The sequence below is a fragment of the Microcystis flos-aquae FACHB-1344 genome, from assembly GCF_014698375.1.
In the GTDB taxonomy this organism is placed as follows: Bacteria; Cyanobacteriota; Cyanobacteriia; order Cyanobacteriales; family Microcystaceae; genus Microcystis; species Microcystis aeruginosa.
The window spans coordinates 53058-79836 of sequence record NZ_JACJSW010000220.1; the positions used below are offsets into that span (position 1 = coordinate 53058).

31 protein-coding genes are annotated in these 26779 nt (G+C 43.2%); 9 read left to right on the top strand and 22 right to left on the bottom strand.

Annotated features, from left to right (window positions below):
* Positions 1-58: 58 nt before the first annotated feature.
* Positions 59-298: a DUF6737 family protein gene (locus tag H6G48_RS23465; protein ID WP_002736158.1), complete on the top strand. Its 240-nt coding sequence runs from the start codon at positions 59-61 to the stop codon at positions 296-298.
* Here H6G48_RS23465 and H6G48_RS23470 read toward each other — a convergent pair.
* From H6G48_RS23470 to H6G48_RS23500, 7 genes are all read right to left on the bottom strand, one after another.
* A complete protein-coding gene (locus H6G48_RS23470; RefSeq protein ID WP_190723508.1) occupies positions 263-2563 on the bottom strand; it encodes an ATP-dependent helicase in 2301 nt (766 codons plus the stop codon). The genes H6G48_RS23465 and H6G48_RS23470 overlap by 36 nt on opposite strands.
* 216 nt (positions 2564-2779) lie before the next feature.
* On the bottom strand, positions 2780-3754 hold the full coding sequence (gene tilS, locus H6G48_RS23475; protein WP_190723510.1) for a tRNA lysidine(34) synthetase TilS: 975 nt from the start codon (positions 3752-3754) through the stop codon (positions 2780-2782).
* Positions 3755-3845: 91 nt separating this feature from the next.
* The gene (gene hemF / locus H6G48_RS23480) at positions 3846-4868 is read right to left on the bottom strand and encodes an oxygen-dependent coproporphyrinogen oxidase (protein ID WP_190723512.1); all 1023 of its coding nucleotides are present in this window, start codon (positions 4866-4868) and stop codon (positions 3846-3848) included.
* Between the two features lie 201 nt (positions 4869-5069).
* Entirely contained in the window at positions 5070-5858 is a 789-nt protein-coding gene (locus H6G48_RS23485) for an ion transporter (protein ID WP_190723514.1), read from the bottom strand.
* A gap of 58 nt (positions 5859-5916) precedes the next feature.
* Positions 5917-6834: an NAD(+) kinase gene (locus tag H6G48_RS23490; RefSeq protein WP_190723516.1), complete on the bottom strand. Its 918-nt coding sequence runs from the start codon at positions 6832-6834 to the stop codon at positions 5917-5919.
* Positions 6835-6857: 23 nt separating this feature from the next.
* Positions 6858-7835: an SDR family oxidoreductase gene (locus tag H6G48_RS23495; protein ID WP_190723518.1), complete on the bottom strand. Its 978-nt coding sequence runs from the start codon at positions 7833-7835 to the stop codon at positions 6858-6860.
* 61 nt (positions 7836-7896) lie between these two features.
* Positions 7897-8787: a S66 peptidase family protein gene (locus H6G48_RS23500; protein WP_190723520.1), complete on the bottom strand. Its 891-nt coding sequence runs from the start codon at positions 8785-8787 to the stop codon at positions 7897-7899.
* Between the two features lie 58 nt (positions 8788-8845).
* Here H6G48_RS23500 and H6G48_RS23505 point away from each other — a divergent pair, with 58 nt between their 5' ends.
* Together H6G48_RS23505 and H6G48_RS23510 are read left to right on the top strand one after the other, a co-directional pair.
* The gene (locus H6G48_RS23505; RefSeq protein WP_190723522.1) at positions 8846-9646 is read left to right on the top strand and encodes an Rpn family recombination-promoting nuclease/putative transposase; all 801 of its coding nucleotides are present in this window, start codon (positions 8846-8848) and stop codon (positions 9644-9646) included.
* A gap of 565 nt (positions 9647-10211) precedes the next feature.
* Positions 10212-10412 (top strand): hypothetical protein, encoded by a 201-nt coding sequence (locus tag H6G48_RS23510; RefSeq protein WP_147069235.1) that lies wholly within the window; start codon positions 10212-10214, stop codon positions 10410-10412.
* 17 nt (positions 10413-10429) lie between these two features.
* Here the strand turns inward: H6G48_RS23510 and H6G48_RS23515 are convergent, their stop codons facing one another.
* The 7 genes from H6G48_RS23515 to trxA form a co-directional block, all read right to left on the bottom strand.
* On the bottom strand, positions 10430-10888 hold the full coding sequence (locus tag H6G48_RS23515) for a cupin domain-containing protein (protein WP_002758047.1): 459 nt from the start codon (positions 10886-10888) through the stop codon (positions 10430-10432).
* A 48-nt stretch (positions 10889-10936) separates the two neighbouring features.
* Positions 10937-11779 (bottom strand): dihydropteroate synthase, encoded by an 843-nt coding sequence (gene folP / locus H6G48_RS23520; RefSeq protein WP_190723524.1) that lies wholly within the window; start codon positions 11777-11779, stop codon positions 10937-10939.
* A gap of 148 nt (positions 11780-11927) precedes the next feature.
* On the bottom strand, positions 11928-12725 hold the full coding sequence (locus H6G48_RS23525; protein ID WP_190723526.1) for a hypothetical protein: 798 nt from the start codon (positions 12723-12725) through the stop codon (positions 11928-11930).
* A 167-nt stretch (positions 12726-12892) separates the two neighbouring features.
* Positions 12893-13552 (bottom strand): ATP synthase subunit B family protein, encoded by a 660-nt coding sequence (locus H6G48_RS23530; protein ID WP_004163116.1) that lies wholly within the window; start codon positions 13550-13552, stop codon positions 12893-12895.
* A 36-nt stretch (positions 13553-13588) separates the two neighbouring features.
* Positions 13589-14062 (bottom strand): pantetheine-phosphate adenylyltransferase, encoded by a 474-nt coding sequence (gene coaD, locus H6G48_RS23535; protein WP_002758057.1) that lies wholly within the window; start codon positions 14060-14062, stop codon positions 13589-13591.
* Positions 14059-14343 carry a DUF427 domain-containing protein gene (locus H6G48_RS23540; RefSeq protein ID WP_002750041.1) on the bottom strand — a complete coding sequence of 95 codons (285 nt, stop codon included), beginning with the start codon at positions 14341-14343 and terminating at the stop codon, positions 14059-14061. The genes coaD and H6G48_RS23540 overlap by 4 nt, the downstream gene beginning before the upstream one ends.
* 33 nt (positions 14344-14376) lie before the next feature.
* On the bottom strand, positions 14377-14694 hold the full coding sequence (trxA, locus tag H6G48_RS23545; RefSeq protein WP_002765348.1) for a thioredoxin: 318 nt from the start codon (positions 14692-14694) through the stop codon (positions 14377-14379).
* 337 nt (positions 14695-15031) lie between these two features.
* Between trxA and map the strand changes: the two genes are divergently transcribed.
* The 5 genes from map to H6G48_RS23570 all read left to right on the top strand — a co-directional run bounded on the left by map (position 15032) and on the right by H6G48_RS23570 (position 20170).
* Complete coding sequence (gene map, locus H6G48_RS23550) at positions 15032-15877, top strand: type I methionyl aminopeptidase (protein WP_190723528.1); 846 nt, start codon at positions 15032-15034, stop codon at positions 15875-15877.
* Between the two features lie 90 nt (positions 15878-15967).
* On the top strand, positions 15968-16369 hold the full coding sequence (locus tag H6G48_RS23555) for a universal stress protein (protein ID WP_190723530.1): 402 nt from the start codon (positions 15968-15970) through the stop codon (positions 16367-16369).
* A 438-nt stretch (positions 16370-16807) separates the two neighbouring features.
* Positions 16808-17032, top strand: a complete 225-nt coding sequence (locus tag H6G48_RS23560; RefSeq protein ID WP_002800048.1) for a DUF2811 domain-containing protein — start codon at positions 16808-16810, stop codon at positions 17030-17032.
* A 49-nt stretch (positions 17033-17081) separates the two neighbouring features.
* Entirely contained in the window at positions 17082-17708 is a 627-nt protein-coding gene (gene pth, locus H6G48_RS23565) for an aminoacyl-tRNA hydrolase (RefSeq protein WP_061430600.1), read from the top strand.
* Between the two features lie 134 nt (positions 17709-17842).
* Positions 17843-20170, top strand: a complete 2328-nt coding sequence (locus H6G48_RS23570; protein WP_190723531.1) for a VPS10 domain-containing protein — start codon at positions 17843-17845, stop codon at positions 20168-20170.
* Between the two features lie 120 nt (positions 20171-20290).
* On the opposite strand, the gene fumC is transcribed toward H6G48_RS23570, so the two are convergent.
* Positions 20291-21694 carry a class II fumarate hydratase gene (fumC, locus tag H6G48_RS23575; RefSeq protein WP_061431054.1) on the bottom strand — a complete coding sequence of 468 codons (1404 nt, stop codon included), beginning with the start codon at positions 21692-21694 and terminating at the stop codon, positions 20291-20293.
* Between the two features lie 252 nt (positions 21695-21946).
* On the opposite strand from fumC, the gene H6G48_RS23580 reads away from it, so the two are divergent.
* On the top strand, positions 21947-22234 hold the full coding sequence (locus H6G48_RS23580) for a YggT family protein (protein ID WP_147069229.1): 288 nt from the start codon (positions 21947-21949) through the stop codon (positions 22232-22234).
* A gap of 4 nt (positions 22235-22238) precedes the next feature.
* On the opposite strand, the gene gshA is transcribed toward H6G48_RS23580, so the two are convergent.
* From gshA to H6G48_RS23620, 7 genes are all read right to left on the bottom strand, one after another.
* On the bottom strand, positions 22239-23393 hold the full coding sequence (gshA, locus tag H6G48_RS23585; protein WP_190723533.1) for a glutamate--cysteine ligase: 1155 nt from the start codon (positions 23391-23393) through the stop codon (positions 22239-22241).
* A gap of 39 nt (positions 23394-23432) precedes the next feature.
* Positions 23433-23825, bottom strand: a complete 393-nt coding sequence (locus H6G48_RS23590; RefSeq protein ID WP_004163127.1) for a pre-16S rRNA-processing nuclease YqgF — start codon at positions 23823-23825, stop codon at positions 23433-23435.
* Between the two features lie 331 nt (positions 23826-24156).
* Positions 24157-24576 carry a helix-turn-helix domain-containing protein gene (locus H6G48_RS23595; RefSeq protein WP_004163128.1) on the bottom strand — a complete coding sequence of 140 codons (420 nt, stop codon included), beginning with the start codon at positions 24574-24576 and terminating at the stop codon, positions 24157-24159.
* Positions 24542-24775, bottom strand: a complete 234-nt coding sequence (locus H6G48_RS27590) for a type II toxin-antitoxin system HigB family toxin (RefSeq protein ID WP_423202557.1) — start codon at positions 24773-24775, stop codon at positions 24542-24544. The genes H6G48_RS23595 and H6G48_RS27590 overlap by 35 nt, the downstream gene beginning before the upstream one ends.
* Positions 24776-24867: 92 nt before the next feature.
* Positions 24868-25338: a PIN domain-containing protein gene (locus H6G48_RS23610; protein ID WP_125731685.1), complete on the bottom strand. Its 471-nt coding sequence runs from the start codon at positions 25336-25338 to the stop codon at positions 24868-24870.
* Positions 25335-25637 (bottom strand): UPF0175 family protein, encoded by a 303-nt coding sequence (locus H6G48_RS23615; protein ID WP_004163132.1) that lies wholly within the window; start codon positions 25635-25637, stop codon positions 25335-25337. Before H6G48_RS23615 ends, H6G48_RS23610 begins: the two co-directional genes overlap by 4 nt.
* Positions 25638-26320: 683 nt before the next feature.
* The gene (locus H6G48_RS23620; protein ID WP_008196899.1) at positions 26321-26671 is read right to left on the bottom strand and encodes a PIN domain-containing protein; all 351 of its coding nucleotides are present in this window, start codon (positions 26669-26671) and stop codon (positions 26321-26323) included.
* Positions 26672-26779: the final 108 nt, after the last annotated feature.

A 26779-nucleotide genomic window follows, 5' to 3' on the forward strand; every position in this document is an offset into this window, starting at 1 on the left:
GCGTTTTTTAAGCTCGATCACTATAAAATCAAGTTAGTAAATTACCGCCCCTTAACTAATGTCTAACTCGAAATCCGATAACGTTTGGAATCACAAACCCCGTTGGTGTCAACCTTGGTCGATTTTGTTGACAGGAATTACCCTGATTGCCGGCTGTTGGTTTTTAACCCAGCGTCTCTGGTTAACTCTACTCCTATCTATTCCCATACTCCTCTGGTGGTTTGTCTTCCTAATTCTTTATCCGCGGACGCTGCAGCAACAGTTAAACACAGAAAGAATCGGGGAAAGCATTGATTAAAACAGGAAAGACAGGACAGGGATTTTTATCCTGTAATTGACTACTTTCATCCCCGCGAAAAGTGTTCCAACGGAAGGGAGCTTTTTTTTCACTCGACATCCATAAAAGTCTTTTTGCTCGCGTCATCGCTACATACAAAAGTCGGTATTCTTCAGCTTTTTTAAGTTGTCCAGCTTCTAACCAAGCGCTTAGAGGTGGGGGAATAATTGGTATGCTGTCGGGGTTTAAATAGCGTTGATGAACCGCTGCTCGAATTTGCGCTCGTGCCACTTCTGCGAGGGTAAAATCTGCCAAAAATTTCGCCCCATTGGGTATCCAAGGTTTGCCTGGGATAATATCTTCGTGAAGAAAGGGAATAAAAACATAATCCCAGTCTAAACCCTTGGCTTTGTGCATAGTAATAATCGTCAGTTGTTCAGGACGAGTATAACAATCATCGTTATCTTCTTCCACTCCTTCAAAGCGCTCAGAGGCGATAATTTCATTAAGGGTGTTAATTGTATTTTTTAGAGAACTATTACCAGCAGTTTCCTGATAAATACGGGCGGTTAATTTTTGCAAAGTGGCTAATTCTGAACTGGAATATTGGAGAGTCATAGCGAAAAAAGACAGGAGTTGATAATGGGGTAATTCTAATCTAGCTTTTAGTAAACTGCAGCAATAACGACGGGCGATTTTTTCGTTAGATTTCAGTTCGGGATCGAGGGGAGTGGGATAAAGAAATTGTTCGGGATAGGTAACTAAAGGATTTAAGTCTTGGGCAGTAATTAAACCCCTAAATTGTAGCACTTCTAAAGCCGCTTTGAGATAATCAGGAGAGTGGGGACGTTCGACAAAAGCTAATAGTTTCAGCATTTCGGCGGGAATTTGGGAAAAGCGATCGATCTCGTTAGCTTCAAAAATTCTGATTTGATAACTTTTGTAAAAATGGGCAAATTTTTGAGCAAAAAAGTGTCCTTGTCGATTTTCTCTAACGAGGATAGCCGCATTATGTTGAGGGTTTTCTTGGAGTAATTTAACTAGACGTTTTTCAATTAATTCTACTGTTTGATAAATGTCATCGGGTTGATAAATTTCTAATCCTTTTCCCTCCTTAACTGGATTAGGTTGGGGATCTTCAGCACCGACGGGAAGAATCGCTTGAACTCGAAAAGGAGCCTCGGTAACTTTATGATTATCTTTTCCCTGTTTCCAATCTCGATCGACCCATTGTAACACTAAATTAGCAGCTTCAATAATTTTAGTATTGCTGCGACCTGCTTGGTTCATAGTCGATAAATTGCCTTCGCTTTGACAACTTTCACAAAACCAATTAAAGTAAACAGGATCGGCGGGGGTAAAGGTAGAATTAATGGCTTGATTGGGATCGCCGACGCGAATTAAATTAGGTATTTCCTCGTCATTATTTTTTGCTAAAATAGTAATTAGTTTTTCTTGGAGAGGACTAGAATCCTGTGCCTCATCTTCAAAGACTCCAAAGACAGATTTTTGCCATTGTCGGCGAATTTTGTCTTCCTCTAATACCCGCAAGGCTCCTAAAATCATGTCATCATAATCTATATAGTTTTTCTGACGCATCAGGATTTCATACTGTTGGTACAAACCACTAGCAATAGCGAGAATTTGATAATTATCGTCGGTATAGTGGCTTAATTCCCAGACTTGCTGCGGTGATAATCCAGAACTTTTTAGCTCATGAATGGCCGTATAGGCAAGACTAGGTAAAATTTCGGTTCTCAGCACCGATTGACGGCGTAATCTTTCGGTTTCTTCCCCATCAAATTCCACTCCTTCTAATAACTTTTGATAACGAATTGGGTCGGCAATTAGCCATTTTTCCACCGAGTTTCTAATAATTCTGTGGCTAGGAGTCGGAATAACTAAGGTAGAAGATTCGAGGTCTAATCCCGATAATTCCGGGTAACGACGGGCCAATTGTAGGGCCAGTCCGTGCAGAGTTTGGACGCTGAACCCTTGGGCTGAAAGTTGTAAATCTTGCAAGCGTTGTTTAATTTTAGCTTTAATACTAGCGGCAGCGGAGCGCGTGTAGGTGACAATAATTAACTGTTTTTTAGCATGAAGTTGCTCACGAGCAATAACCATGGCGGCAGCTACGGCCAAACTGTGGGATTTTCCCGCCCCCGGCACCGCAGAAATGGCCATTTTTCCCCCTTGCCAATCGGCTAATTCCTGTTGTCCCGCGCGCAGTTGTTGCCGGAGACTGACCAGTAAATTTTCTCGATTAATTACTTTAGTTTCGCTCATTATTCTACGCCAATTTTATTTTTAGTTTAATCGTATTACTAATTATAGTTTCTTCTTAAACCAATTGCTGTAAAAGTTAGCTAGAGATAACTAGAATGGGGAGATGGGGTTTTTCAGTGAACAGTAAACAGTAAGCAGTAATCAGTGAAAAGAAAGTAGCGAAGTTTTCCCCTAACACTGTCCACTTAAAACTGTAATCTGATAACTGATAACTGATCACTGATAACTGATATGTAGCCAATTTTGTTGTACTTCTACCCGAATTTTGCCAGTTAAGGAAGAAGTGGCATCGCGATTAACACCGGTAATGAGATTAACCACTGACTCAACTTCGGCAAAATTAGGGGATGAGGGTAAATATTGAGCCAAAAATAAACGAATCACTCGTCTTTGTATCGCTAGAGGTAGAATTTGTAAAGGGGAGCGATCGAGTCTTTGTTGATCTAGATCGATAACCTGACGAAAAATATCCCGGGCAATACTATCTAAATAATCGCTTTCTGCTTCCAAAATTTCGGCAGTTTGGGCGAGATGTTTTTCGATTTGGGGATTTAAATTAGTTTGCAGGTAGGGTAATAATTCCAGACGGATGCGATTGCGAGCATAGCGTAAATTCTCATTAGCTCGATCATACCAGATCGGTAATTCTCGACTTTGACAAAAAGCGAAAGTTTCCCCGCGAGTGACATTTAAGAGGGGACGGACTAAAAAAATATCTGGGGTTAAACTTGTCAACCAAGTTAAGGCAGAAAGTCCATCACTACCCGCCCCGCGCGTGAGATTATAAAGAAAAGTTTCCGCTCGATCGCTCCTCGTGTGTGCCGTGAGAAGATAATTAAAACCCTGTTCTTGGGCGATTGTTTGTAAAGCTTGATAACGCCATTGTCGGGCCTTGGCTTCCGTTTCCGCCATGGGGGGTGCGGTGGTAATATAAACAGGTAATTGCCAAATTTCGGCGATTTCCCGCACATGAGTGACTAATCCTCGGTCGGAGGACCAACGGTGATCACAATGAGCGATCGCTAGTTGCCAACCCCAACGAGGGCGCAAATCCAGCAATAATTGCCCTAAACAGAGGGAATCCTGACCTGCCGACAATGCCACTAACAGAGACGCATTTTTAGGTAGTAATTGTCCCTTTTTCACCGTGGTTTCCAGACGAGTATGGAGAGGTGTCCAAAAATTAGCCAAAATTTTTAGATTTATTTACTTGACAAGGGTGTGGGAAGTATTTTCAGTGAACTGATAACTGATAACTGATAACTGATAACTGATAACTGATTTAACCTTGCCAATTAACCCAATCTTGGGGTTTTAGGAAGACATCATAGAGTTTTGCTTCTGGGGTGTTTGGTGCAGGTTGATAACAGTATTCCCAACGGACTAAAGGAGGTAAAGACATCAAAATCGACTCGGTACGACCGTTAGTTTGCAACCCAAAAATTGTGCCACGATCATAAACTAAATTAAATTCTACATAACGACCGCGACGATAGAGTTGAAACTGACGTTCTCTGTCACCGTATTCCGTCGAGCGCCGTTTCTGGACAATGGGAACGTAAGCGGGTAGAAAAGCCCGGCCACAGTCATTAATGAAACTAAAAATTTCTTCCCAGTTGCGGGGTTGTTGGGGAGATAATTTTTCTGAATAGATAGCGGCATCACTTTCGGCAAAAGGACCACGATAGAGAGGGTCTAAACCGTCTTGGTAATCAAAGAAAATCCCGCCGATGCCTCTGGCTTCCTGACGATGATTGAGATAAAAATATTCATCACACCAGCGTTTAAAAACGGGATAATATTCGGGATGATGTTGGTCGCAAACCTGTTTAAAAGTGCGGTGAAAATGACTAGCATCTTCTTCAAAAGCATAGTAGGGAGTTAAATCAGCGCCACCGCCAAACCACCAAACCGGACCTGCTTCAAAATAGCGATAATTGAGGTGAACCGTGGGAATATAAGGATTGTGAGGATGTAAGACCATCGAGGTTCCCGTGGCATAAAATTGATGACCGGCAGCCTCGGGCCGTTGTTTGGCAATGCTAGGAGGTAATTCTTTCCCCCAAACTTCCGAAAAATTCACCCCTGCTTGTTCAAAAATTGCCCCTTCCCGCAAAACTCGCGAACGTCCGCCGCCACCTTCGGGCCGTTGCCAACTATCTTCGCTAAATTTTGCTTGTCCATCCACTTCTTCTAATCCCTGACAAATTTCATCCTGTAGGGATTTCATAAATTCACTGACGCGGCTACGGCTGTCACTGGCGGGCAAATTGGCAAGGGTGGGGGTTGTGGTGAATGCAGTCATACTCAAGGATCAAAGTTGATAACTCAGTGATTATATTACTACTAGGTGATGAAACGGCCGCTCTTCGATACTTAACTTAACATTTAGATGGGTTGGGGGTGGGGAAGTGGGGAAGTGAGGGAGTGGGGAAGCGGGGAAGTGGGGAGAATAAATAAAAATAATCTCCTGACGACCGGCTCCTGAATTTCGCCCGAATTAGTCTCAATCAGGTTTTTTTAAGAGTTCTGCCCCGCAGTTTTTACAAAAATTGGCATCTATATCGTGACGGGGGAAACCACAATCTGGACAAGGATAATCAATTTGAGTGCCAGATTTTAATAGTTGTTTAGTCAGATCGCTAATTTGCAAGGGAATTAACAAAACTCCCGTTAAAATCATTAAAACTGTCACCATTTTGCCCCCATCAGAAAGGGGAGTCACATCCCCAAATCCCACGGTAGTCATAGTCACAACGGCGAAGTAAAAAGCATCAAAAAATGTCCGATAGACTTGAGGATTAATCGGGTGTTCGATCTGATAAATTAAACCCGCATAGACAAAAATAATCGAGAATAGAGTTAGTAATATGCGAGTAAATACTATCTGATCGGAAGTTTTAATCCGAAAAATAGAAAGATCGGAACCAAAAAAACGAATCACTCGCAAAATTCTAAACCAGCGAAAAATTCTAAAAAATCTAATATCAAAAAAACCAAAAAATAGGGGCAGAATTGATAATAAATCTAGGATGGAAAAAATATTAAAAATAAAGCCTAGTTTTGATTCCGCACACCAAAACCGAATTAAATACTCTAGAGAAAATAAGCTTAAAATTCCCCAATCAAGCTGACGTAACCACATTTGCCAAGTGGCGGATAAGGGATAGGTTTGAGCCACATAAATCCCCAAAGATAGTAAAATTAATGCCAAGATAAGAAGATTTACCGTCAGTCCGATCGCCGTGGTGACATCCTCTAAATAAAAAGCTATTTTGGCACGAAAAGGGAGCATAAATTCAGCTATCAGTAAACAGTAACCAGTAATCAGTGAACTGATAACTGATAACTGATTAAGGTAATTCCACCGAAGTTGGTTTAGCAATATGAGGTAAACCCCAACCTAATTTTTCCCGGAGGATGCGGAAGAATTCCGTCGATTGCAGGCGAATAAAATGAACATTGTAGGGGGATTTCTGCACATTAATTCGATCTTCTGGCAAGATATAAGAACCGCCATTACCGTCCACTACCATCACCATCCGATTAGCAGTTGCTGGGAAAATATTTACAGTTTCCTTGTCAGAAAATACCAAGGACCTGGAAGCTAAAGAATGGGGACAAATGGGAGCTAATTGTAATACCGGCACATCGGGAGTTATTACTGGGCCACCGGCACTGAGAGCATAGGCAGTAGAACCGGTAGGAGTGGAGAGAATCACCCCATCGGCAGCGATATCGACGGGCGCGTGTTCACCAATTTGAATCTCAAAATGACACATACTGGTGAGGGGTTCGCGGTGGACGACCACCTCATTGAGAGAAAGTGCCTCCCAGAGGAGGGTATCTTCGCGAAATAGTCGCACTGTGATCATCGAGCGATTTTCGATGGTGTAATTACCCTCTAGAACCAGTTCTAAGGCGGGTTCAAGCTGATTTAGGTAAATTTCGGTCAAAAAGCCCATGTGTCCCGTATTGACCGTTAACAGGGGCAAATTGAGGGTGGCCAACTGCCGGGCCGCCGATAGGACTGTACCATCGCCCCCCAACACGATCGCAAAACTTAAATCTTGCTCGAAGTGGGGGGGGACTAACTGATCGATCGGGGTAAAACAAACCGGACGAGAGGGTTTAGAATGGCCTAGCAGGCCACCGCTGCCAGTAGCCATAAACACCTGGCAACCTAGGGAAAGTAGCTGATCTTGTATCTGATGGGCTGTTTTACAAGCGATAGGCTTAATATCGTTGTAAATAATGCCGATTTTGGGCATTGACAAATTTTCCTACTGCTGAATCACGCTTTCTTTTTGAAAGGAGTTTTCTTCTTCTTCTGAGCTTTTTGTTTCTCGAAGTCGATTTCCTTGAGCTTCTTGAGAATGCGGCTAAAGTATTCTTGTAAATAGGATTCTAAAGTAGTTGTTTGACTCGGATCAAGGCCAAATACTTGATAAACTTCTGCCATGGGGGCATCAAGAGCTTGACCACTAGCGAGAACTTCCGCAAAAGCTAGTCGGTCGGATATATTATAGGTCCATTGGAAACAATGGCTTATTCCCCGCATAAAACGCAGTAATCCCATGGGTAAACGCCAAATTTTCCCCTCTTTACCCGATAAGCGTTCGCAAACTTCGATAATTTCTTCAGCTTTCCAAGCTTTGCTGCCCACCACAGGATAGGATTGACCGACGGTTTCGGGGACTTCTAGGGCGCGAACGGCGAATTTAGCGATATCTTGGGTGTCCATGTAGGCGATCGCCGTACTTTCCCCCGTGATCCAGACCGTTTGATTATCTAACATCGGGATGGCGTATTGACCGATTAAACCCTGCATAAAGCCACAGGGACGCAGAATTGTATATTTTAAACCCGATTCTGCTAGAAATTTCTCCGTACAGCGTTTTATCTCCATTAAAGGCACGTTGGGATATTTTTCGGCATTGAGAATCGAGAAGAAAATAAAGCGATCGACTCCCGCAGTTTTGGCCGCTTGAATCAGATTAACTTTACCATCCCAATCCACCTGTTTAATGCTGGCCGAGTCCGTCGCCCGGGCCGTAGCGGCATCGATCACCGCGTCCATTCCCTCTAAAGCGGTAATAATGGTACTCTTATCCCGCAGGGTTCCCCCGACTAATTCCGCGCCCCATTCCTTCAAAAAAGCCGCTTTTCTCTGACTGCGTACCAAACAACGCACTTGATGTCCCTGATCGATGGCATGACGCACGATCTGTCGCCCTAGGGTTCCTGTCGCACCGACAACTAATACTTTCATCTATAATTAATTTTTTGTTACATTTGTTAACACTTCTCTAAGATACTATCAAAAAAGTGGATCATTGAGGATAGAAAAATTCTAAGATTCCCCGATCCCCGTCCAGTTCTACCATTGTTCCCACAGGTAAAGCGGCATTATCGCCATCATGACCGAAAGGTAACTCAGCAATAACCGCAATACCCAAATCGCCCAAACGCTCTTTTAAGACTTCCTCTACGGTTTGACTATCACTACCGGAGGCCGCCAGACAACGGCTAAAACGACCGAGAGCAATGCCTTTAATTTGGGAGAAAATGCCCAGCATTCGCCACTGAGTTAACATTCGATCGATCCGGTAGGGGGCCTCGGTTACGTCCTCTAGGGCTAAAATTACCCCCTCTAGGGTGGGTTGAACCGAGGTTCCGAGGAGGTGGGTAGCTACGGTTAAATTAGCTGGTAATAAGCGTCCCCGCACTTTGCCCCCACCCCAACCTTGACCGACAAGAGGGGCTAAAGGACGACCTTCCAGAAGAGAAAAGAGGCGATCAATTGATTGGGGACTTTCTTGGGCTAAGGTGGTTAAAACTGCCCCGTGAACGCTACAAATGCCCTGTTTCGCTAAACTCCATAAAATCCCCGTCACGTCGGAAAAACCGATTAACCATTTCGGGTTAGTTTTTGCCCATGTCCAATTTTCTAAGAGGCGAGCGCTACCGTAACCCCCCCTAGCGCAGAGAATTGCTTGACAATCGGCATCTTGCCATGCTTGGGCTAAAGCTTGACGACGTTGCTCGTCGCTACCAGCGAGATAACCGCGACGATTCGACCAATTCTCGCTAAATTCCACTTGATAACCCCTCGATCGCCAGATTTCTACGCCTTTTTCTAGGGCGGCTAATTCCTTGACGGCGCCACTGGTGGCCACCAGAGAAACTTTAGCGCCAGGTTGCAGAAACGATGGGATGATCATAGGTTAATTCTCTTTTGTTGGCGGATTAAGCTGAAATTACAGGTAATTTTGTGACAGCATGAAAACTGACAGCATATTTTATCGAATGTTTCTCGATTTTCCCGATTCGTTCTTTGAATTAATCGCTCAACCCGATGTTATTGTTAGCAATTATCGATTTACTTCCCAAGAAGTCAAACAACTAGCTTTCCGATTAGATGGTTTATTTTTGCCGCTCGATAATCTAGAAAATTCGCCCTTTTATCTGGTAGAAGTGCAGTTTCAAAAGGATGAAGACCTATATTATCGATTATTTTCGGAACTTTTCTTATATCTTAGACAGTATAAACCTTTGTCACCGTGGCAGATAGTTGTTATTTATCCTAGCCGAGAAATTGAGCGAGAACATCCCCAGCAATTTGAAGACTTGTTATCCTTGTCAAGGATTAAAAGAATCTATCTGGATGAATTGGCAAATGACGAGACTCCTTCCTTAGCGATCGCTCTGATCAAATTGGTCACTGAAAGTGAGAGTCAAGCTGTTAATTCTGCTAAGATTTTAATTAAACAGGCTCAAAGAGAAGTGAGCGATCGCTTAGTGCAGAAAAATGTCATTGATTTAATCGAAACGATAATCATTTATAAATTACCCCAAAAAAGTCGAGAGGAAATTGAAGCTATGTTGGAACTACAAGACCTAAAACAAACTCGTTTCTATCAAGAAGCTTTTGGAGATGGAATTGAACAGGGAATAAACTTGCAAAAATTGAAAACAATTCCTCTACTGCAAGACCTCGGTTTAACCCCGCAACAAATCTCGGAACGCTTAGAATTAACTCTGGAAACAGTGCTTAACTATTTGGCACAACAGCAACAATAATTAAACCTGTTTCAAAAGTCTATAAAAACAGCAGTTGTTAAGTAGTGGACAAATGGATAGTAGCGAATCAGTGACCTTTAACCTATCAGGGATAACTCGATGAATAACGACTTATTGACTTTTCTCTTTTGTGTTGCCCTTCTTATTCTCTATCTATTTTTTTCAGCTTTAACCGAGATGGGAACAAAATGGCCTTGGACAAAAAAATAAGAGAAATACTTAGGGTTTGCTGAAAAAGTTTTTCCTGGGGGCAGGGTGTGGCCCCCCCAACCCCCCCGACATCGGGGGGGGAGGTGGGGTGTGGGGTTTTACCGGTTTTGAGGTGGCCAATTACCTAATTTTCAGGGAAAAAGTCCCGGAATTTTCCCCCTGATCACTCCCATGCCGGGTACTTTTTGATTGACAAAAAGTCTAAAAGTCTTACCCAACAAGGTTTTTAGATTTATTCAGCAAACCCTACTTATAGATGTAAATAAACATAAAATCGGGTCAGGGACTCGGTCATTGGAAAAATTCTAGAGATTTGCTATCTAAACAATTAACTCTATTGCTCTACTGATAAAATATGAAACTAATTGCTGATATTTCTCCCAGTTTGGATTTATTCTTGTTGCTTTTTTTCTGGCATTGTCTCATCGGTGGCATTGCTACAGTCATCGCTATCAATAAAGGCTATCCAAGATTAAATTGGCTAATCTTCGGACTTCTGGGAGGAACCTTTACCTTTTTTATCGCCCTCTTTCTAGAAAAAAAGTCCAAAATTTAAGGGATGGTATTGCTTGATTATCCTTTAATAGTTCCCATCAACACCTCTAAATCTTCTGCGTCTAACTCCTCTGGGATACCATTACGAATTAATTCCGAAAAATCCTCATTAGGAACCATAAAACATAGTGCATAAAGTCTTCCGTCCCCCACATTTCTAATCTCGTGAATACCCGTGGGACGGACTAATAAACTATCCCCCGGCCCCAGGGGAATCGGTTTACCATCACAGATAGCCATTCCTTCCCCTTTGAGGATAAAAAACATTTCTACGGCAAAATGATGACGATGGGTAGGGGTGCGACCGTGGGGATCGAAAATTTCCACACAAACGGTCAAGGAATCCCCCGCTACGGTAGAATCGAAGACGATCGCTAAACGATTCGTATCCCCAGCACTAATGCGAAAAACTTGATAATCCCGGGGAGATCGAATCACGGGTAACATACAATGATCGCTAGTTAGTTGGCTATTCATCGCTGATTTCGATCGAAGTGTGGATGATTCTAAGACTAGCAAAAATTTTCAACTTCGCTCGATTGCGTCCACCACTTTACTCACATCTACGATCGCAGCCACATCATGGACGCGCAGGATATCGGCCCCCTTAGCGATCGCTAAAGCACAGGCCGCCGCCGTTCCGAAAACTCGTTCTTTTGGGTCATCTTTGCCTGTAATCTCGCCGATAAAGCGTTTTCTCGACAATCCAATTAAAATAGGTAAATCTAAATCCCGAAATTGCCCTAATTCTCGCAATAACTCAAGATTTTGTGTCCCAGTTTTGGCAAAACCAATCCCCGGATCGATGATAATATTTTCCCTAGCAATGCCCCACTGTAAAGCTTCCTTAACGCGATTCTGTAAAAATTCTTTAATTTCCTTGACTAAATCATCATAATGTGTTAGGGATTGCATCGTTTGCGGATTGCCCCGCAGGTGCATGAGGATGATGGGAACGGCCAATTTAGCCACCGTGGGCAATAATAGGCGATCGAAGGTTCCCCCAGAAATATCATTGATCAAATCGGCCCCGGCGGCGATACCTTGGGCTGCCACGATCGCCCGGGTAGTATCGAGAGAGATAGGAATAGAACTTTGTTGTCGAATAGCGGTGATTACGGGGATAACTCGCGATAATTCTGCTTCTAGGCTAATTTCTTCGGCTCCCGGACGGCTGGATTGACCACCGATATCGATTATATCAGCCCCGGCCTCGATCATTTTCATCGCCTGTAGCAGGGCATTTTCAACATTGTCAAATTCTCCCCCATCACTAAAACTATCGGGAGTAACGTTTAAAACACCCATGATATAGGTGCGTTTTCCCCAAGCAAAAATATGTTCACGAATTGCCGTTAAATTAGACATAATACTAAATCCGTTGAGTATAGGCTACATATCAGGAGAGGCACTCATGCACTCATGCAAAAGGGAGAATAAATAAAAATAATCTCCTGACTCCTGAATACTGGCTCCTGACTCCTAACTCCTGAATACTGAATACTGATGGTCATAGTTAATTTTTAGGTAGAGAAGAATCTTTTAATTCAAAATAAGCTTGTACTTCTTCTTTCCAGAGTTGATATTTTTCTTGAATTAGTTGATATTGACTGGCAAAATCGAGGGGCAAATCAACGAGATTGCTATCGATATCGGATTGCACTAATTCCCGTTCGATCAGGGTTTCTCGGATAAATTTTAAACATTCTTGTCTCAAAGTTTCCGCTTGATCAATAATTAGCTGGACTTGATTAATTGCTCGATCATATAATGGGGTTTGTGAATGAAAAATTTCGGAAGATGCGGCCAGATTTCGCAGTCTATGTAATTGATTTTTCTTTTCTACTAAACTGGCAATTTTGGGGTTAATTTCAAAAAGTAAGGTTTTCACCAGAGGAGCCAAGCGGCGAGTATTAGTATAATCGTAGTTATTAAGGTCTGATTTAATCAAGTGTACCTGTTGTAAATCGACGGTAATATCGTGGAATTGTATCTCGGTTTCGGTGATGGTGGGATGAATCGTTTTAACTTTCCAAGTAGTAATAGAAGTCAACTGCTGGCGATCACTATTAACCATTTGCTGCTCCATTTTCAGCACATCGAGGGGAATGCTATAAAGTTTTTTCTCAGGAATATAGACGACATCGCTACCGAGAATGCGAGCGATTTTAGGACGACGATATAAATAATGATACAGGAATCGATAAAAGCTTTTACTGCCTTGAAATATCTGGACAAATAACCAAATTTTCCAGCTGAATAACCCGCTGACAAAGCGTCCGAATAGATGGGAATTCGAGGAGGGGTTATTCATGAAATTCCGTTATCAGTTATCAGTGAGGGATTGGGGGTTTGGTTCTTTTCAGTGAGCGGTAAATAGTAAACAGTAATCAGGGATAAAGATGAAGATAACTAACTAACTAATTAACTTAAAACTTACATCTGATAACTGATCACTGATCACTGATCACTGATCACTGATTAAGGACGTTCTCCGGGTAGATTTTTTGACGATGTTGGTTTCGATCTTACCTGTTGACGACCGTTGCGAATAACTTGTAACATTTCCCCTAATTCTCGATCGAGATGTTCTAAAACCGCTTCGGCATAGTCGTCAGCACCTTTTTGAATTTCATGACATTCAGCTTGGGTTTTTTGTCGTAACTGTTGCACTTCCTGCAAGGTGCTGTGACGCATCTGTTCGATTTCATCGAGGGTTTGTTGTTGCAAGGATTCACACTCCTGCTGAACCCGTTGACGAATTTGGGCTGCTTGCCGTTCTGCTTGTTGAATAATACCGGACTCATCGAGAATTTGGGCAGCCCTTTGTTGAGCGGAACGAAGGACTTGTTGAGCGTATTCCTCCGCTTTAGTGATAATTTCCTGTTCTTCCTGCAAAATTGCTAAAGCTTTCTGTACTGCTGGTGGCACGGTTTCATAGATGAGATCGATCTGTTCAGCTATCTGTCCCTCATCGATGATTGTCCAACGGGTGAGGGGGATATGGAAACTATCAAAAATCATCTCTTGCAGACGCGCCAAATCCTGATAGATATCGAAATCGACGGGTGGACTGGGAACCCCACTATTAGAAGTGTTAGGTACTGCTTTTCTGCGATCATTAGGTTCTCGGCGCGCCATAGGTTCAGATCGTCCTCATTGCTGTATTCTAGTATGTTAACTGTAGTATGAGTAAATATCTCTAGAAACGTTTTCTGGGACTAGATGGGTGACGGAGCCACCGAATTGAGCGATTTCTTTAACCACGCTACTACTTAAAAAACTATATTCTTTGGTGGTGGCTAAAAAAACCGTTTCGATCCCTTCCCAGAGGGTTTTATTGGTATGGGCCATTTGCAGTTCTTTTTCAAAGTCTGAGAGGACCCGCAACCCCCGCAACAGCACCTTAGCGCCTTTCAATCTGGCATATTCAACCGTCAATCCTGAAAAACTGTCTATCTCAACGTTTTTCAGGTGTTTTGTACAGTAACTGATCTGTTCTATGCGTTTTTCGACGGTAAATAAGGGGTTTTTATGGGGATTGCAAAGAACTGCCACGATTACTCGCTCGAATAGTGGCACACTGCGTTCGATAATATCTAAATGACCGAGTGTAACTGGATCGAAGCTGCCGGGGTAGATGGCGATCATTTCTCAACCTGCACACCTCGCCAAAAAGCGATATATCCTTTAATATTTTGGGCTTTTGGTTTAGGATCGGGATAATACCAAGCGGCATCTTTATTGTCCTGTCCATCTACCCTGAGAGTATAATAACTAGCCTCTCCCTTCCAAGAGCAAATGGTATGGGTGTTACTGGGTTGAAAATATTCAGCTTTGATGGTATCGGGGGGAAAATAGTAGTTTCCCTCGACAATTTCGCAGTTATCGCTTTCCGCTACCACTGCACCATTCCAAATCGCCTTTGCCATGGCACTAACTCCTAGTTCTGGTTCAAAATTATCTTACAACAGAGTTTGTAAATGTTGAACCAGTTGGTTAACCTGCACCACTCCCTCGATTCGATCGATCGGTTGACCATTTTTAAAGACTACTAAAGTCGGTAAAGCTTGAATACCGTACTTAGTAGCTAAATTGGGATATTTGTCTGTATCAATTTTGACAATTTGTAGGCGATTTTTGAAATACATTCCCGTTTGTTCTAGAATCGGAGCCATCATTTGACAAGGACCGCACCAAGTGGCATAGAAATCCACTAACACGGGGAGATTAGTGGTTTGCAACAGTTCCTGAAAACTGGAAAACTCTTTTTTGACTGCCATAAATTGTCACCTCGCTGGAACAATAGCCTTTTCCCTACTATAGCTTTTCTATATGCTCCTTAACCTCCTGCAAAAGTAAGTTCTCGAGGTGCTATCGGCTCAAAATATCTTAAAAATCAGATAAATTTGCGATAATTTTCGGTTTTATGGCTAGGATAGTTGTCTCTTGTCTTTTTTATCCTCATCTCCCTGCTCCCCGCTCCCCGCTCCCCGCTCCCTGCTCCTGTCTCGGAGTCTCCTGTCTCCTCACCTAAGGGAAGATTTTTGATTTCTCCAGAGCAGTCATCGATCGCCGGGAAAATGCTAAGTTAAGTAAAGACTCGACAGCCAACTCTCCATGAACATCCTAACCAAGCTGCTTTTTCCCGAAACTAAAACCCCAGAGCAAGTAGGTTCGCCGCGAGTACAGAAAAGCCGCCGGGGAATCGAGACCAAATCCGCCGCAGAAATCGTGATTATGCGACAAGCGGGTAAAATTGCCGCTACAGTCCTTAAGGAAATCGCCGAGATCGCTCAACCCGGGATGACGACGGCGGATCTGGATGCCTATGCGGAAAAACGTATTCGCGAAATGGGTGCTACTCCCAGTTTTAAAGGTTATTATGGCTTTCCTGCCTCGATTTGTGCCTCCGTCGATAACGAAGTCGTTCACGGTATCCCTAGCCCGAAAAAACGCCTCAAGGCCGGTTCTGTGTTAAAGGTAGATACGGGGGCCTACTACCAAGGTTATCATGGGGATTCCTGTATCACGATCGCGATCGGTTCCGTCTCTCCCAAAGCCGAAAAATTAATCCGCGTGGCGGAAGAAGCTTTATATAAAGGCATAAATCAGGTAAAAGCGGGCAATTATCTACTCGATATCGCAGCAGCGATCGAAGATCACGTTCAAGCTAACGGTTTCCAAGTAGTAGAAGATTTTACCGGTCATGGAGTCGGCAGAAATCTCCACGAAGAACCCTCGGTATTTAATTTTCGCACTAATCAGTTACCCAATGTCAAGCTCCGCGCTGGGATGACTCTGGCAATTGAACCAATTGTCAACGCAGGATCTAAACATACCAGAACTTTGCGCGATCGTTGGACGGTGGTGACGATGGATAATGCTCTCTCCGCTCAGTTTGAGCATACTGTCTTAGTAACCGCCACGGGGTACGAAATCTTAACCGAGCGCAATAACCGATAAAATTGTCTATCTAGGCATAATGGCAAAATAAAAGATTTTTTGCTCCGGAATCTTAATTGGAAGTTTGTTTAGCGGCAGGATGTAGTCAAAATGTTTAAAAATATCGTTGTTGCCTTAGATTGTGGGGAATTATCGGATCGAGTCCTCCATGCTTTGAATTCCCTTTCTCTAACGCCAAATTCTTGCCTCATCCTCACCCATATCCTCGGCAAGGAGGGAGATGAATCGCCAGTGGATCGCCCTCACCCCTCCCGTGAGATTATTGAAGATCAATTGCGCTGCTATCAATCCCAGATTGCTGCCCCTAGTGAAATCGAGGTCATCTTTGGTGATCCAGCGGAGGAAATTATTCGTTTAGCTAATATCTATCATGCTGATCTGATCGTGATCGGCAGCCGGGGATTAACGGGAGTTCAACGGGTGATCGAAGATTCTGTTAGTAGTCTCGTGGTGGCAGAAGCTACCTGTTCAGTATTGGTGGTAAAAGCATAGCAGCCAGCATTCAGCGAGAAAAGGTACTCTGGCAAGAGTGCCTAAGTAGTCTTGAGCATCACTACGGATTAAAATTTGCAAATCTTATTTTTCCCCAATGTTTTCCCCCATACATTCCCCGGTATTTCCCCACTCACTCCCAAGTTTTCCACAGTTTACCCGGACTTTTCCACAGGCAACAGCGATATAATCGGCACTTGCTTCTAGAAAAAATTAATCTTGATTGTCAAAATTCCCATCGATAGATACTGAGTTATTGTTAAGTTGAGTAAATAAAATCTAGCTCTAACCCTTATTCGCTCGTAAATATTAAGTTTTTCTAAAGCATTCCTTTACATCTGGTAATATTGCAACTCCCCCCAACTTGGCTCACAATAGTCCTTACTGTCCACTGCACCAGTCAGGGATTTCCCCACTTCAGATTTAGAGGTAAACGATATGAATACATCAGTCAGTATCTTGGCAGAAATCCCCGAAATCCTCCACCAATCCCTACAACAATATCTAGAAACTCACCCCGGTTGGGATCAAGATGGTGTGTTTACGGCGGCTCTATCATTTTTTCTACTTAATTGTCAATCCTCCGAAAGGATGAATTTTGAGGAGCAAAATAGCTGTGCCAAGGTTTATCTAGAAACTTTGTTCCAGCGCTCGGAGTGCTAATTCGGGGATAATAAGAGTCGGGTCATGGTTAAAAACCCGATTTTCCCCTATGAATTCCGATAAAACCCCTAATTTAATCATTCCTCAGCTAATTATCGGTTTGGGTAATCCCGAACCCAAATATGATCGCACCCGTCATAATATCGGTTTTGAAGCTGTGGACTCATTAGCACGGGATTGGGGGCTATCTTGGCAGGAAAACAAGCGATTTCAAGGTTTTATTGCCGAAGGTGACAGTCCTCTCCCGGGCAAAATTCGTCTCTTGAAACCCCAAACCTATATGAATCGCTCCGGGCAATCGGTGCGATCGGTGCTGGACTGGTATAAACTAGCTCCAGAGTCGATTTTAGTCATTTACGATGATATGGATCTGCCCCTAGGCCGGTTGAGAATCCGTCTATCGGGATCGGCTGGCGGACACAACGGTATTAAATCAATGATTGCCCACGTTGGCACGGAAAACTTCGCTCGTTTACGCATAGGAATCGGTAAATCAACCGAAAAAGCGACAATTTCCCACGTTTTAGGCCGATTCACCCCCCAAGAAAACCAAGTGATCTTGAAAGTGTTAGACTTGTCCAGAAAAGCGATCGAACTTGGTCTCAAACAAGGGTTACAAAAGGCAATGAGTCTCTACAATAATCAAAGTGTAGAGATTGGTTCTAATCTATGCTGATAGCAAATAAGCCTGATTTTAGTAATGGTTATAATCGCCATTTTCGTCTATACTCTTACAGAACCCTCGGTCAAATTTTGATCGCCCTTTGCTAGATTAGGTCAATTTTTATCCTCGATATTAGCAGTTTAAGTATGATTAATCGCCAAAGTTTGCTGAGATTCGCCCACAAGTTTAATCTCATTTTATTGATAATCGCTACAGTTTTTTGTCTTTGGAGTAATGCTGCTTTTGCCCATCGTCCCCATGATGTAATTAGTCAATTGGAAGTTTCTCCCGATTTCCAGACAGATAATACAGTATATATCTTGGTGCGAAATAACTTTTATAAGTCTAGGGATGGAGGTAGCAACTGGACAAGATTAATTCAAGGTTTAGATTATACGGGGGAATTAAGTTCCCTATCCCTATCTCCCCTCAATAAAAATATTCTCTATTTAGCTTCAAGATCCGATGGTATTTATAAAAGTGAAGATGCGGGGGAATCTTGGCAGAAAGTTAATCAGGGTTTGGAAACTAAATTTATTAACTTCGTAGAAATTGCCCCTTCCGATCCCAATATAGTAGCGGCAGTGGGATTAGAAAAAGGGGTTTATTTAACCGAAGATGGCGGTCAAAATTGGTCAAATATTTTCCCCACCACGGCACTGATAACCTCTCTAGCTATTACTCCCAACAATCCTGATCGAATTTTTTTCGGGGATGAACAGGGTAAATTATACAGTTCCTCCGATGGGGGGAAAACTTGGCAGAATCTCCCCTTACCTGCTAATGTGGGGGCAGTGGATACAATTGCTTTTTCTCCTAATTTAGACAGGGATCAAACCTTTTTTGTCGGCACAAAAGAAGCGGGTATTTTTAAAACCGTTGATGATGGTAAAACCTTCCAAGCTGTTAACGAAGGAATTAAGGATAAAATCATCGAAGACATCGTTATTTCTCCCGACTATGCCCAAAACTCCACCCTTTATGCCATCACTTGGTATGATGGAATGTATGTTTCTCAGGATGGGGGCAAAAGTTGGACAAAAATGAGCGAGGGTTTAACCAAAGATAAACAGGCTGATGATTATAAAGTTCCCCATTTTATGGATTTAAAAATAGTTCAAGATACGATGTTTTTAGGGGGATTTAATGGCTTATTTAAAACCACAGATAGCGGCAAACAATGGCAGGAAATAGAAACTTTAGCCCGGGGAACAGTTATCGCCATGGCGGTTTCTCCTAATTATGCCGAGGATGGCACTGTCGTCATGGCTAATTATGTAGGCAATATCTTCATCAGTCGGGATAAAGGGGAAACTTGGACACCAATTAATCGCGGTTTAGAGGTTTACCGACTTGGTAAAGATCCCGAAGAATCAGGACAAGATCCCCGGCGTTTCTTTGACATTGCCTTTTCTCCTAACTATGGAGAAGATAGAACTATTTTTGCGGGGTTTTTACGCAATAAATTTGCCAAATCCGATAACAGTGGTGATTTCTGGAAAATTATCGAAATCGATCAGAAAGTCCGCGGTCCGAGGATAGTTCCTTCCCCAGATTTTGCCAAGGATAAAACTCTTTTTCTCACCAATCAGCAAGGCAGAATATTTCGTTCTACCGATGGAGGAAATACGGTTAAAAAGATCAGTGAAGTGGGCAGAATTTTTGGTAATTATGCCCCTGCCATGGTAGCTTCCCCTGATTTTGCTAAGGATAAAACTTTGTTTGTCACGGGAAAAGAGGGTATTTATCAAAGTGTTGATGGTGGACTAACTTGGAAAAATGTCAGCCAAGGAACCCCCCTATCAAAAACCTCTAATGTGCAGTTGGCAATGTCTCCCAATTATCCCAGTGATGGAACTATTTTTGCTGGGACAATTTCTGGTTTGTTTGTCACCAAAGATGGGGCTAAAAGTTGGACAAAATTAGAGAAACCAGGGTTTAATCCGCAGGCATCAGTAGAAACCATTGCTATCTCTCCTGATTATGCTAATGATCGCACGGTAATAGTTAGTTTACAGGGAGATGGTTTGTTTAAATCTACCGATGGCGGGGAAACTTTTAAATCAATTGGTGATCCTAAAATACCCCTAGTGAAAATTCATAGTATCCCTTCCTCTGGTATCTCCGTCCAGTTTTCTCCTAATTACGCTCAAGATAAAACTTTATTCGGTTTTGGTGGCGCTAAAACTACAGTTTTTCGTTCCACCGATGGGGGAGAAACTTGGACAAGTGTAACTATTCCTCCTCATGCGGAAGAAAATACACCCCGCTATAAAATCGGTGAATTTTTCTCTGGTCCACTTGGCACAATCTTGCGCGTGGTTATCCCGATTCTCCTAGCAATCGCCGCTTATTTTCTGGTGGGTTTCTTGAAACTGGAGAAAGTTATTAATCTTCCTAAATCCTTCTTCCGCATGGCAGGGGCATTTATGGTTTTTCTGTTTGTTTTCTTCGCTATCATTAGCCAAGTTTAGCGGAAATTTTCACCGGCGGGGCTTGACAAATCCCGCCGCTTGCCTTATACTTATATGTATAATGGGAATCCGTGCCTGCCTGCGACCTCTGATTTTTACAGCAGTCAACCCCTCAGAGAATTAACCATCGGCAACGTAGGGATTGACCATCTTAGCGGGGTCAACAATGCGATCAAAATCCGCTTCCTTGATGTATCCCAGTTGCAAGGCTGCCACTTTCAGGGTTAAATCCTTTTCTAGGGCATAATGAGCGACGTAGGCAGCCTTTTGGTAGCCAATCACGGGACTTAAGGCAGTCACCAGCATCAAGGATTGATTTAAAAAAGTCTCAATTTGTTTTTGATTAGCAGTCATCCCCTTCACCAAAAACTGACAGAAATTACCGCAACCATCAGTGAGCAAACGGATAGACTGCATGAGATTATGAATCAACAGAGGTTTATAGACATTCATTTCCAGATGTCCTCCGGCGCCTCCCATCGTCACCGCTAAATCATTAGCCATCACCTGCAATGCTATCATCGATAAAGCTTCGCATTGGGTGGGATTAACTTTCCCCGGCATAATTGAAGAACCCGGTTCGTTTTCCGGCAGCTGTAATTCTCCTAATCCACAACGGGGACCACAGCTAAGTAAACGGATATCATTAGCAATTTTATACAGGGAACTAGCGATAGTTTTCAATCCCCCGCTCAAGAAAACTAGAGCATCGTGGGAACCTTGCACGGTAAACTTATTAGGGGCGGTAATAAAAGGTAATTTGGTCAGATTAGCGATTTCGGCAGCCACATCTCGATCAAAATCTGGGGGAGCATTAATTCCCGTACCGACTGCTGTTCCTCCCAAGGATAAACGATAGACTTTTTCTAGACATTTTTCTAGCCAATCGCTGCCATCATCCAATAAACCCACATAACCGGAGAATTCTTGTCCGAGGGTTAAAGGGGTGGCATCCTGTAGGTGAGTGCGACCAATTTTAACTATATTTGCCCATAATTGGGCTTTTTCATCGAGACTATTCCGTAATAGTTGCAGACTGGGAATTAATTTTTCCTTGACTGCCAAGGCAACGGCAATATACATGGCCGAGGGAAAGGAATCATTAGTCGATTGGGACATATTAACATGATCGTTGGGATCCACAGGAGTTTTGCTCCCCAGAGGATTCCCCGTCAGTTGACTGCAACGATTGGAGATGACTTCGTTGATGTTCATGTTAAATTGAGTGCCACTTCCCGTCATCCAAACGTAGAGGGGAAAGTTATCTGCGTGTTGTCCGGCTAAAATTTCATCGCAGACTTGACAGATTAGGTTTTTTCTCTCCTGACTGAGACGATTTTTTTGCTGATTGACAATTGCACAGGCTTTTTTGAGAATGGCATAGGACGCGATCATCTCCCGGGGCATGAGATTATCACCGATACTAAAGTATTGTAGGGATCTTTGGGTCTGCGCTCCCCAAAGTTTATCGGCAGGTACGGGAATTTCTCCCATGCTGTCTTTCTCGATGCGAAATTCTGTCATCTTTAAGTTACTTCTGCATCTGGCCTGAAAAGAGAGGGTCTCCAGGACGACACGGATTCCCATTATAATAAAAGTATAAGTCAAGTCTAGCTAGTTTGTCAAGCCCTATGGGGACTTTTTCTGGCGGCATTTTTACCCGGGAGGTTGACAAGAATAACTGGCAGGGTGCTGGGGCGATTAGGATGATTAAATGAGACAAAAACTGTTATATTTTAGGGAAGATAATCGGTAAAAAAGACGGGATTGGAGACTATGGACACAGCGATCGCATTAAGTTGGACATTGGGAATTATCTTAGGGTTGATGACCCTTTTGTTTATCTTACGGATCGTGCTGACTTGGAATCCACAGGTAGATTTAAATAGCTTTCCCTTTAATATTATTGCCTGGCCCACAGAACCTTTTTTAATCCCCGTGCGTCAACTCATACCACCCTTGGGAGGAGTTGACATTTCTCCAATTATTTGGGTGGGAATTTGTACGCTGCTGCGGGAAATTCTTCTCGGTCAACAGGGTTTAATTACCATGGCCTTAAAATAATTATTCACGCAACTAGAATATGCTGACATAATTTATGTTCTAACTCTCGTTCCTCTTTTTCTAGGGTAATAATCGCCTGTTTGATAATACTTTTAACATCCATACCTTGGTCGTATTGTTTTAACCATTGTTGTGCAGTGTTACCTTCGCGGAGGATTTTTTGTAAGGGAGAGAGGAAACAACTAAAACCCTTTTCTTTAGCGATCGGATAAACTTGAACATAGAGGTCTTTAATCCAATCCCTAGCTAAGATTTCCCGGCCATCGTACCAATGTCTCAGGGTGGCATCAAGACTAAAACGTGCGGCAGCCTGTTCGTTTTCTTGGGTTAAAGTTAATAAATCCTCGCTGCGATTGCTGCTGGGTAATTGACTTAAAATTAAGGGGTCTAATTGGGGAGCTTGTAAAAGTTGAGTTAAACGGGCCTCTAAAAAAGCCATAACTGCTAATAAACTAATAGGATCAGCAATCAGGTCACAAATTCGCAATTCTAGACGATTGAGATTATAGGGACGATTGCTACCGTTAGGACGTACTGACACCCAGAGATGACGAACATTCTGCATCGTACCGAGTTTTAATTGTTCCTGGGTCCAAGTGACAAAATGTTTATGACTTTCAAAGAGGGGAACATAAGCGGGAGTTTGGGGGAAAACTTGCCAACGACGGGAATGGGACCCAGTGATTTTCCCATCGAGAAAGGGAGAAGAAGCACTTAAAGCCAAGTATAAAGGAGCTTCTAGGCGAATTAAGCGACAGGCACGCATTAAATCCTCATAATCGCTAATACCGACGTTAATATGAATACTGGCCGTGACTACATTAGTGCCGTAGGTCTGTTCAATATAGTCATGATAGGGATTGTGGGGGTCACTGCGATAAAAATGTTGACTATCGCCCAAGGAGAGGGTACTGCCAGGGATTAGGGTATAATCGCCTAAACGACGCAAATATCGCCGTAGAGCGAGACGAGGTTTTAAAGTAGCGCATAAAAGACGGTCATAGTTAGTCATGGGAGCCGTAGTATATTCTACGTTACGACTATCCGGTTCCAGGACAAAACCATCTAAATCCTTGACAATGCGATCGGATAAACCGATAATTTCTCCGGCTGCTGTTCCGGTGTACATTTCCACTTCAAAACCTTTACTTAGGAGCATCGTCAATTCACCTTGCTGTGTCTATTTTGTAGTGTGACATTATTTGGACTGTAAATGACGTTCGATCAGCAGAATCGCCACTATATCATCAATGGGGCGATCAGGAAGACGCATACCTTGGGGGATGAGTTTCTGTAATCCTTTGGGGGGGAACATTTGCCAATAGCGATCGCGCGCTTCTAGGGTACTATTGCGTTCATCTACTAGAGTAATCGGGATGGTGATACGAGCGGCAATTTTTTGGCGCCAACTTTTCGAGGTGGTTTGGTTCCCCATCACCAATAATTCGAGCGGATATTGTTGACAGAGACTAGCTAAACGCTCGATCGCTTGTGACGATGCTATCACCTCATGGGTATAAATTTTCCCCGTCGATGACCTGACCGCGATCCCACATTTATCCTTACCCGGATCAAAACCGAGAATACACATAGTTTTTATCTCCTGCAGCAGTGGTCGGTTTTATTAAATCACTAAATTAGGGTCTTGGGTGTCGGGTTTTAGGGTTTTAGGGTTTTAGGGTGTTGGGGTTTTAGCAGGGTAAGCGCATCTGAACAATCCTTGACAAAATTAACTTTATGTGAGTTGCTTACCCAGGATTCAGGCATATTTGAGGAGAATTTGCCATCTCAATTGTTAAGCAAAAATCGACCAAATGGGTCGAGTTCATGACTAGGGTTTGCGGCAAAAAGTTTCTCCTGGGGGCAGGGTGTGGGGTGTAGGGTGTAGGGTTATAACCAAGCATCACCTATATAGCACAAATTTACTGAGTAGATAAAAATAAACTTGAGTCAACGTGAAAAAACTGTCCTAACTTTACAGCTTGTTTTTCTGTTATTATTTGTTGGCCAATAAGAATATCAGAAACTATTGTTTTTGAACCTAGTATATCTGATAAATCTTTTTCTTGTAAGTTGTTAGCTTCCATGAGTTCCCAGAGTATTGAATGGGGTTCTGATTCTTCAAGGGGATAATGATCTTGTTCGTATTTTTCGATTAAAGTCAAGAGTAAATTTAACAAGGTGGTTTCTTCTAGACTGCGATTTTCTCGATGAGATAAGGCCTCAGCTAGGTTAATAGCCTGTTCGTTTTCTGCATCGTTTTCTATTACTTTTGGTAGATACTCGGCTAGTAACCTTCCGTAGGTATCACGGTTCAAAGTAAGGGTCATTTTTCCCCTCATCTTTGTCATACTCTGCGTGAGTCAAAATGTACTTGATATAAATTACTTGGTCTTTGTAAACGATATCTACTGGCTCCAGTCGTGCCGGCAAGAAATAGCCCACCGTCTGACCCTGGCAAGTGACGGCGATGGGAGTAGTAGAACTCAAATATTTGGCGAGATGATCCCGGAATTCTCCCATTCCGATTTTTTCTAGCAGAGACTATTGCTTTTCCCGCTTGTGTACTGTTGTGTACATAATTTTAGCAGAAAAATCTAACGGTAAAGAATCTTAAGTTAGCGTCAGAACATCTATTGCTGCCGCAAAAGTCGTTCGAGTAGGCTGGGTGCAGCCCAAAAGCCAGCTTCTTGGAGACGTTCAAAGGTTACTCTTAAATCGAGCAATCCGAATTGGGCAGCATCTTTGATCATGCCCAAAAGTCCAATAATTCTTAAGCCACGCTCCGAAGCAATTTGCCTCGCTGCTTTGTCATCTAAAATAATCAATTCAGCTTCAATTTGCTCTGCTAGTAAAATCGCTTCTTGCTCACCCGGATCGAGTTTTTCCAATCCTGACCTTGAGGATGTCCTAACAATTTCAATCCGGAGCCAATCAGGGGGGTTAGCAATCCAATTGCGAACGATAGATGGAGATTCTGAGGCCTTTAATTCATCAGCTACAGCTTCAGGAATGACCACAAGCTCATACAGTTCTTGTAGGATCATAATTTGGTCAATTAAGAGCAGGTAGCAAATCGGAGAAGTGTCAGAAACAACTATCATTTCGCTCTGAGTTCTTTGAGAGTTTGCAAATCGCGTTCCAGTTCAGTTTCATCATAATTCAGATAGACTCCCATCCGCTTTAAAAAGGCATGAGTTTCTAACCGAGAAGGTAATTGAAGGATGCGTCCAACTTCGGCCGTACTCAAGATACCGGCACGGTAAGCATCAGCAATAACCATTTCCAGCAGTTTATGAGCCAAATTATCGCCTGTTTGACCTAATCTCTGGGCGATTTCGTCGGGAATATCAACAGTGATTTGCATAAAATTATCGGAGTCGCTACCAGTTAGTTCTATCATAGGTGAAATAGATGGCTCTTCCAGTTTTTGTGTGGAAGGAAGAAGAATAGGGATAATTTGGGTGCATCTCAATTTGGTCGAAATATCTATAGGACATTTTGGGCGCACACAGTTCGATAAACTCACTGACCACAGTGCGGCCCTACCATTGGCGTAATAATATTATTGTAGGGGCGAATTGCCTTCGCCCTCAGGGTTTGCGGCAAAAAGTTTTTTGTGGGGGCGGGGTGTGGGGTAGGGTTGTTTCATTCCCTCAAATGTCATTCTCTGCAATCCAACAGAGTTTTTAGATTTATTCAGCAAGCTCTATCTAGGGTTTGCTGAATAAGTACGGGCGAAGCATTCGGATAGAAAATCTACCTTTTCACCGATAGGTTATTGTCCGAATGCTTCGCCCCTACAGGACGCGGGCCGATGAAGACGCAAGGTTTTGAACGACGATTCTCTCAAAATCTTGCACCTGTTTCGCTCGTAAAGCCCCAAAACCTTTACTTTGCCTACATTTCAAATTTATTCAGCAAACCCTATCTAGCCGGTCTGAGATTAACCCTAGCCAAACTCATCCAACGCTTGCAAAGTTGGGAAGCGCACCTAGCCCAGGGCGACACCCACCGACTACGGCGGGATATCTTCGATTCTTACGAATTCACCAGAATATCGGACATTGTTGTGATCGCCGTCGTTCACTCACCGAAATACAGGTGAACCCGATTGCTCGTCCAGGTTGCCACCCCCGTGCCGAAAAAATCCGCGTCTTCCGTCCAGATCGGGCATTCCAGCAATAAAGCCAGCGCCACGACTGGCCAATCGTCCACATCCCGCGCGGCGATGCGTTTTCTAGCCTCCCCCTCGTAAGAAGCGTACAGGCTGTTATCCACGATCCGCACCCAACCGGTCAAACCTTCCAAGACTGCCATCGCGTCCTCGCTCCCTAGGTCGCGTTTCTCGAAAAGAATCGGTAAATATCGCCTTGCGTCGGCGTAACAGCGATCGGTCGTGAAAAAATCTACCGTGGGAGCGAACCGAGCGATCATCGGAAATTTTGGGTCTGAAACCCCGCCGTTCTAGGTTGGCTTTACGTTAGAATTAAAAGGCCAGTCTCGAAAACCAAGTGGACGGCGCAGCACCTTGAAAACTCGGCT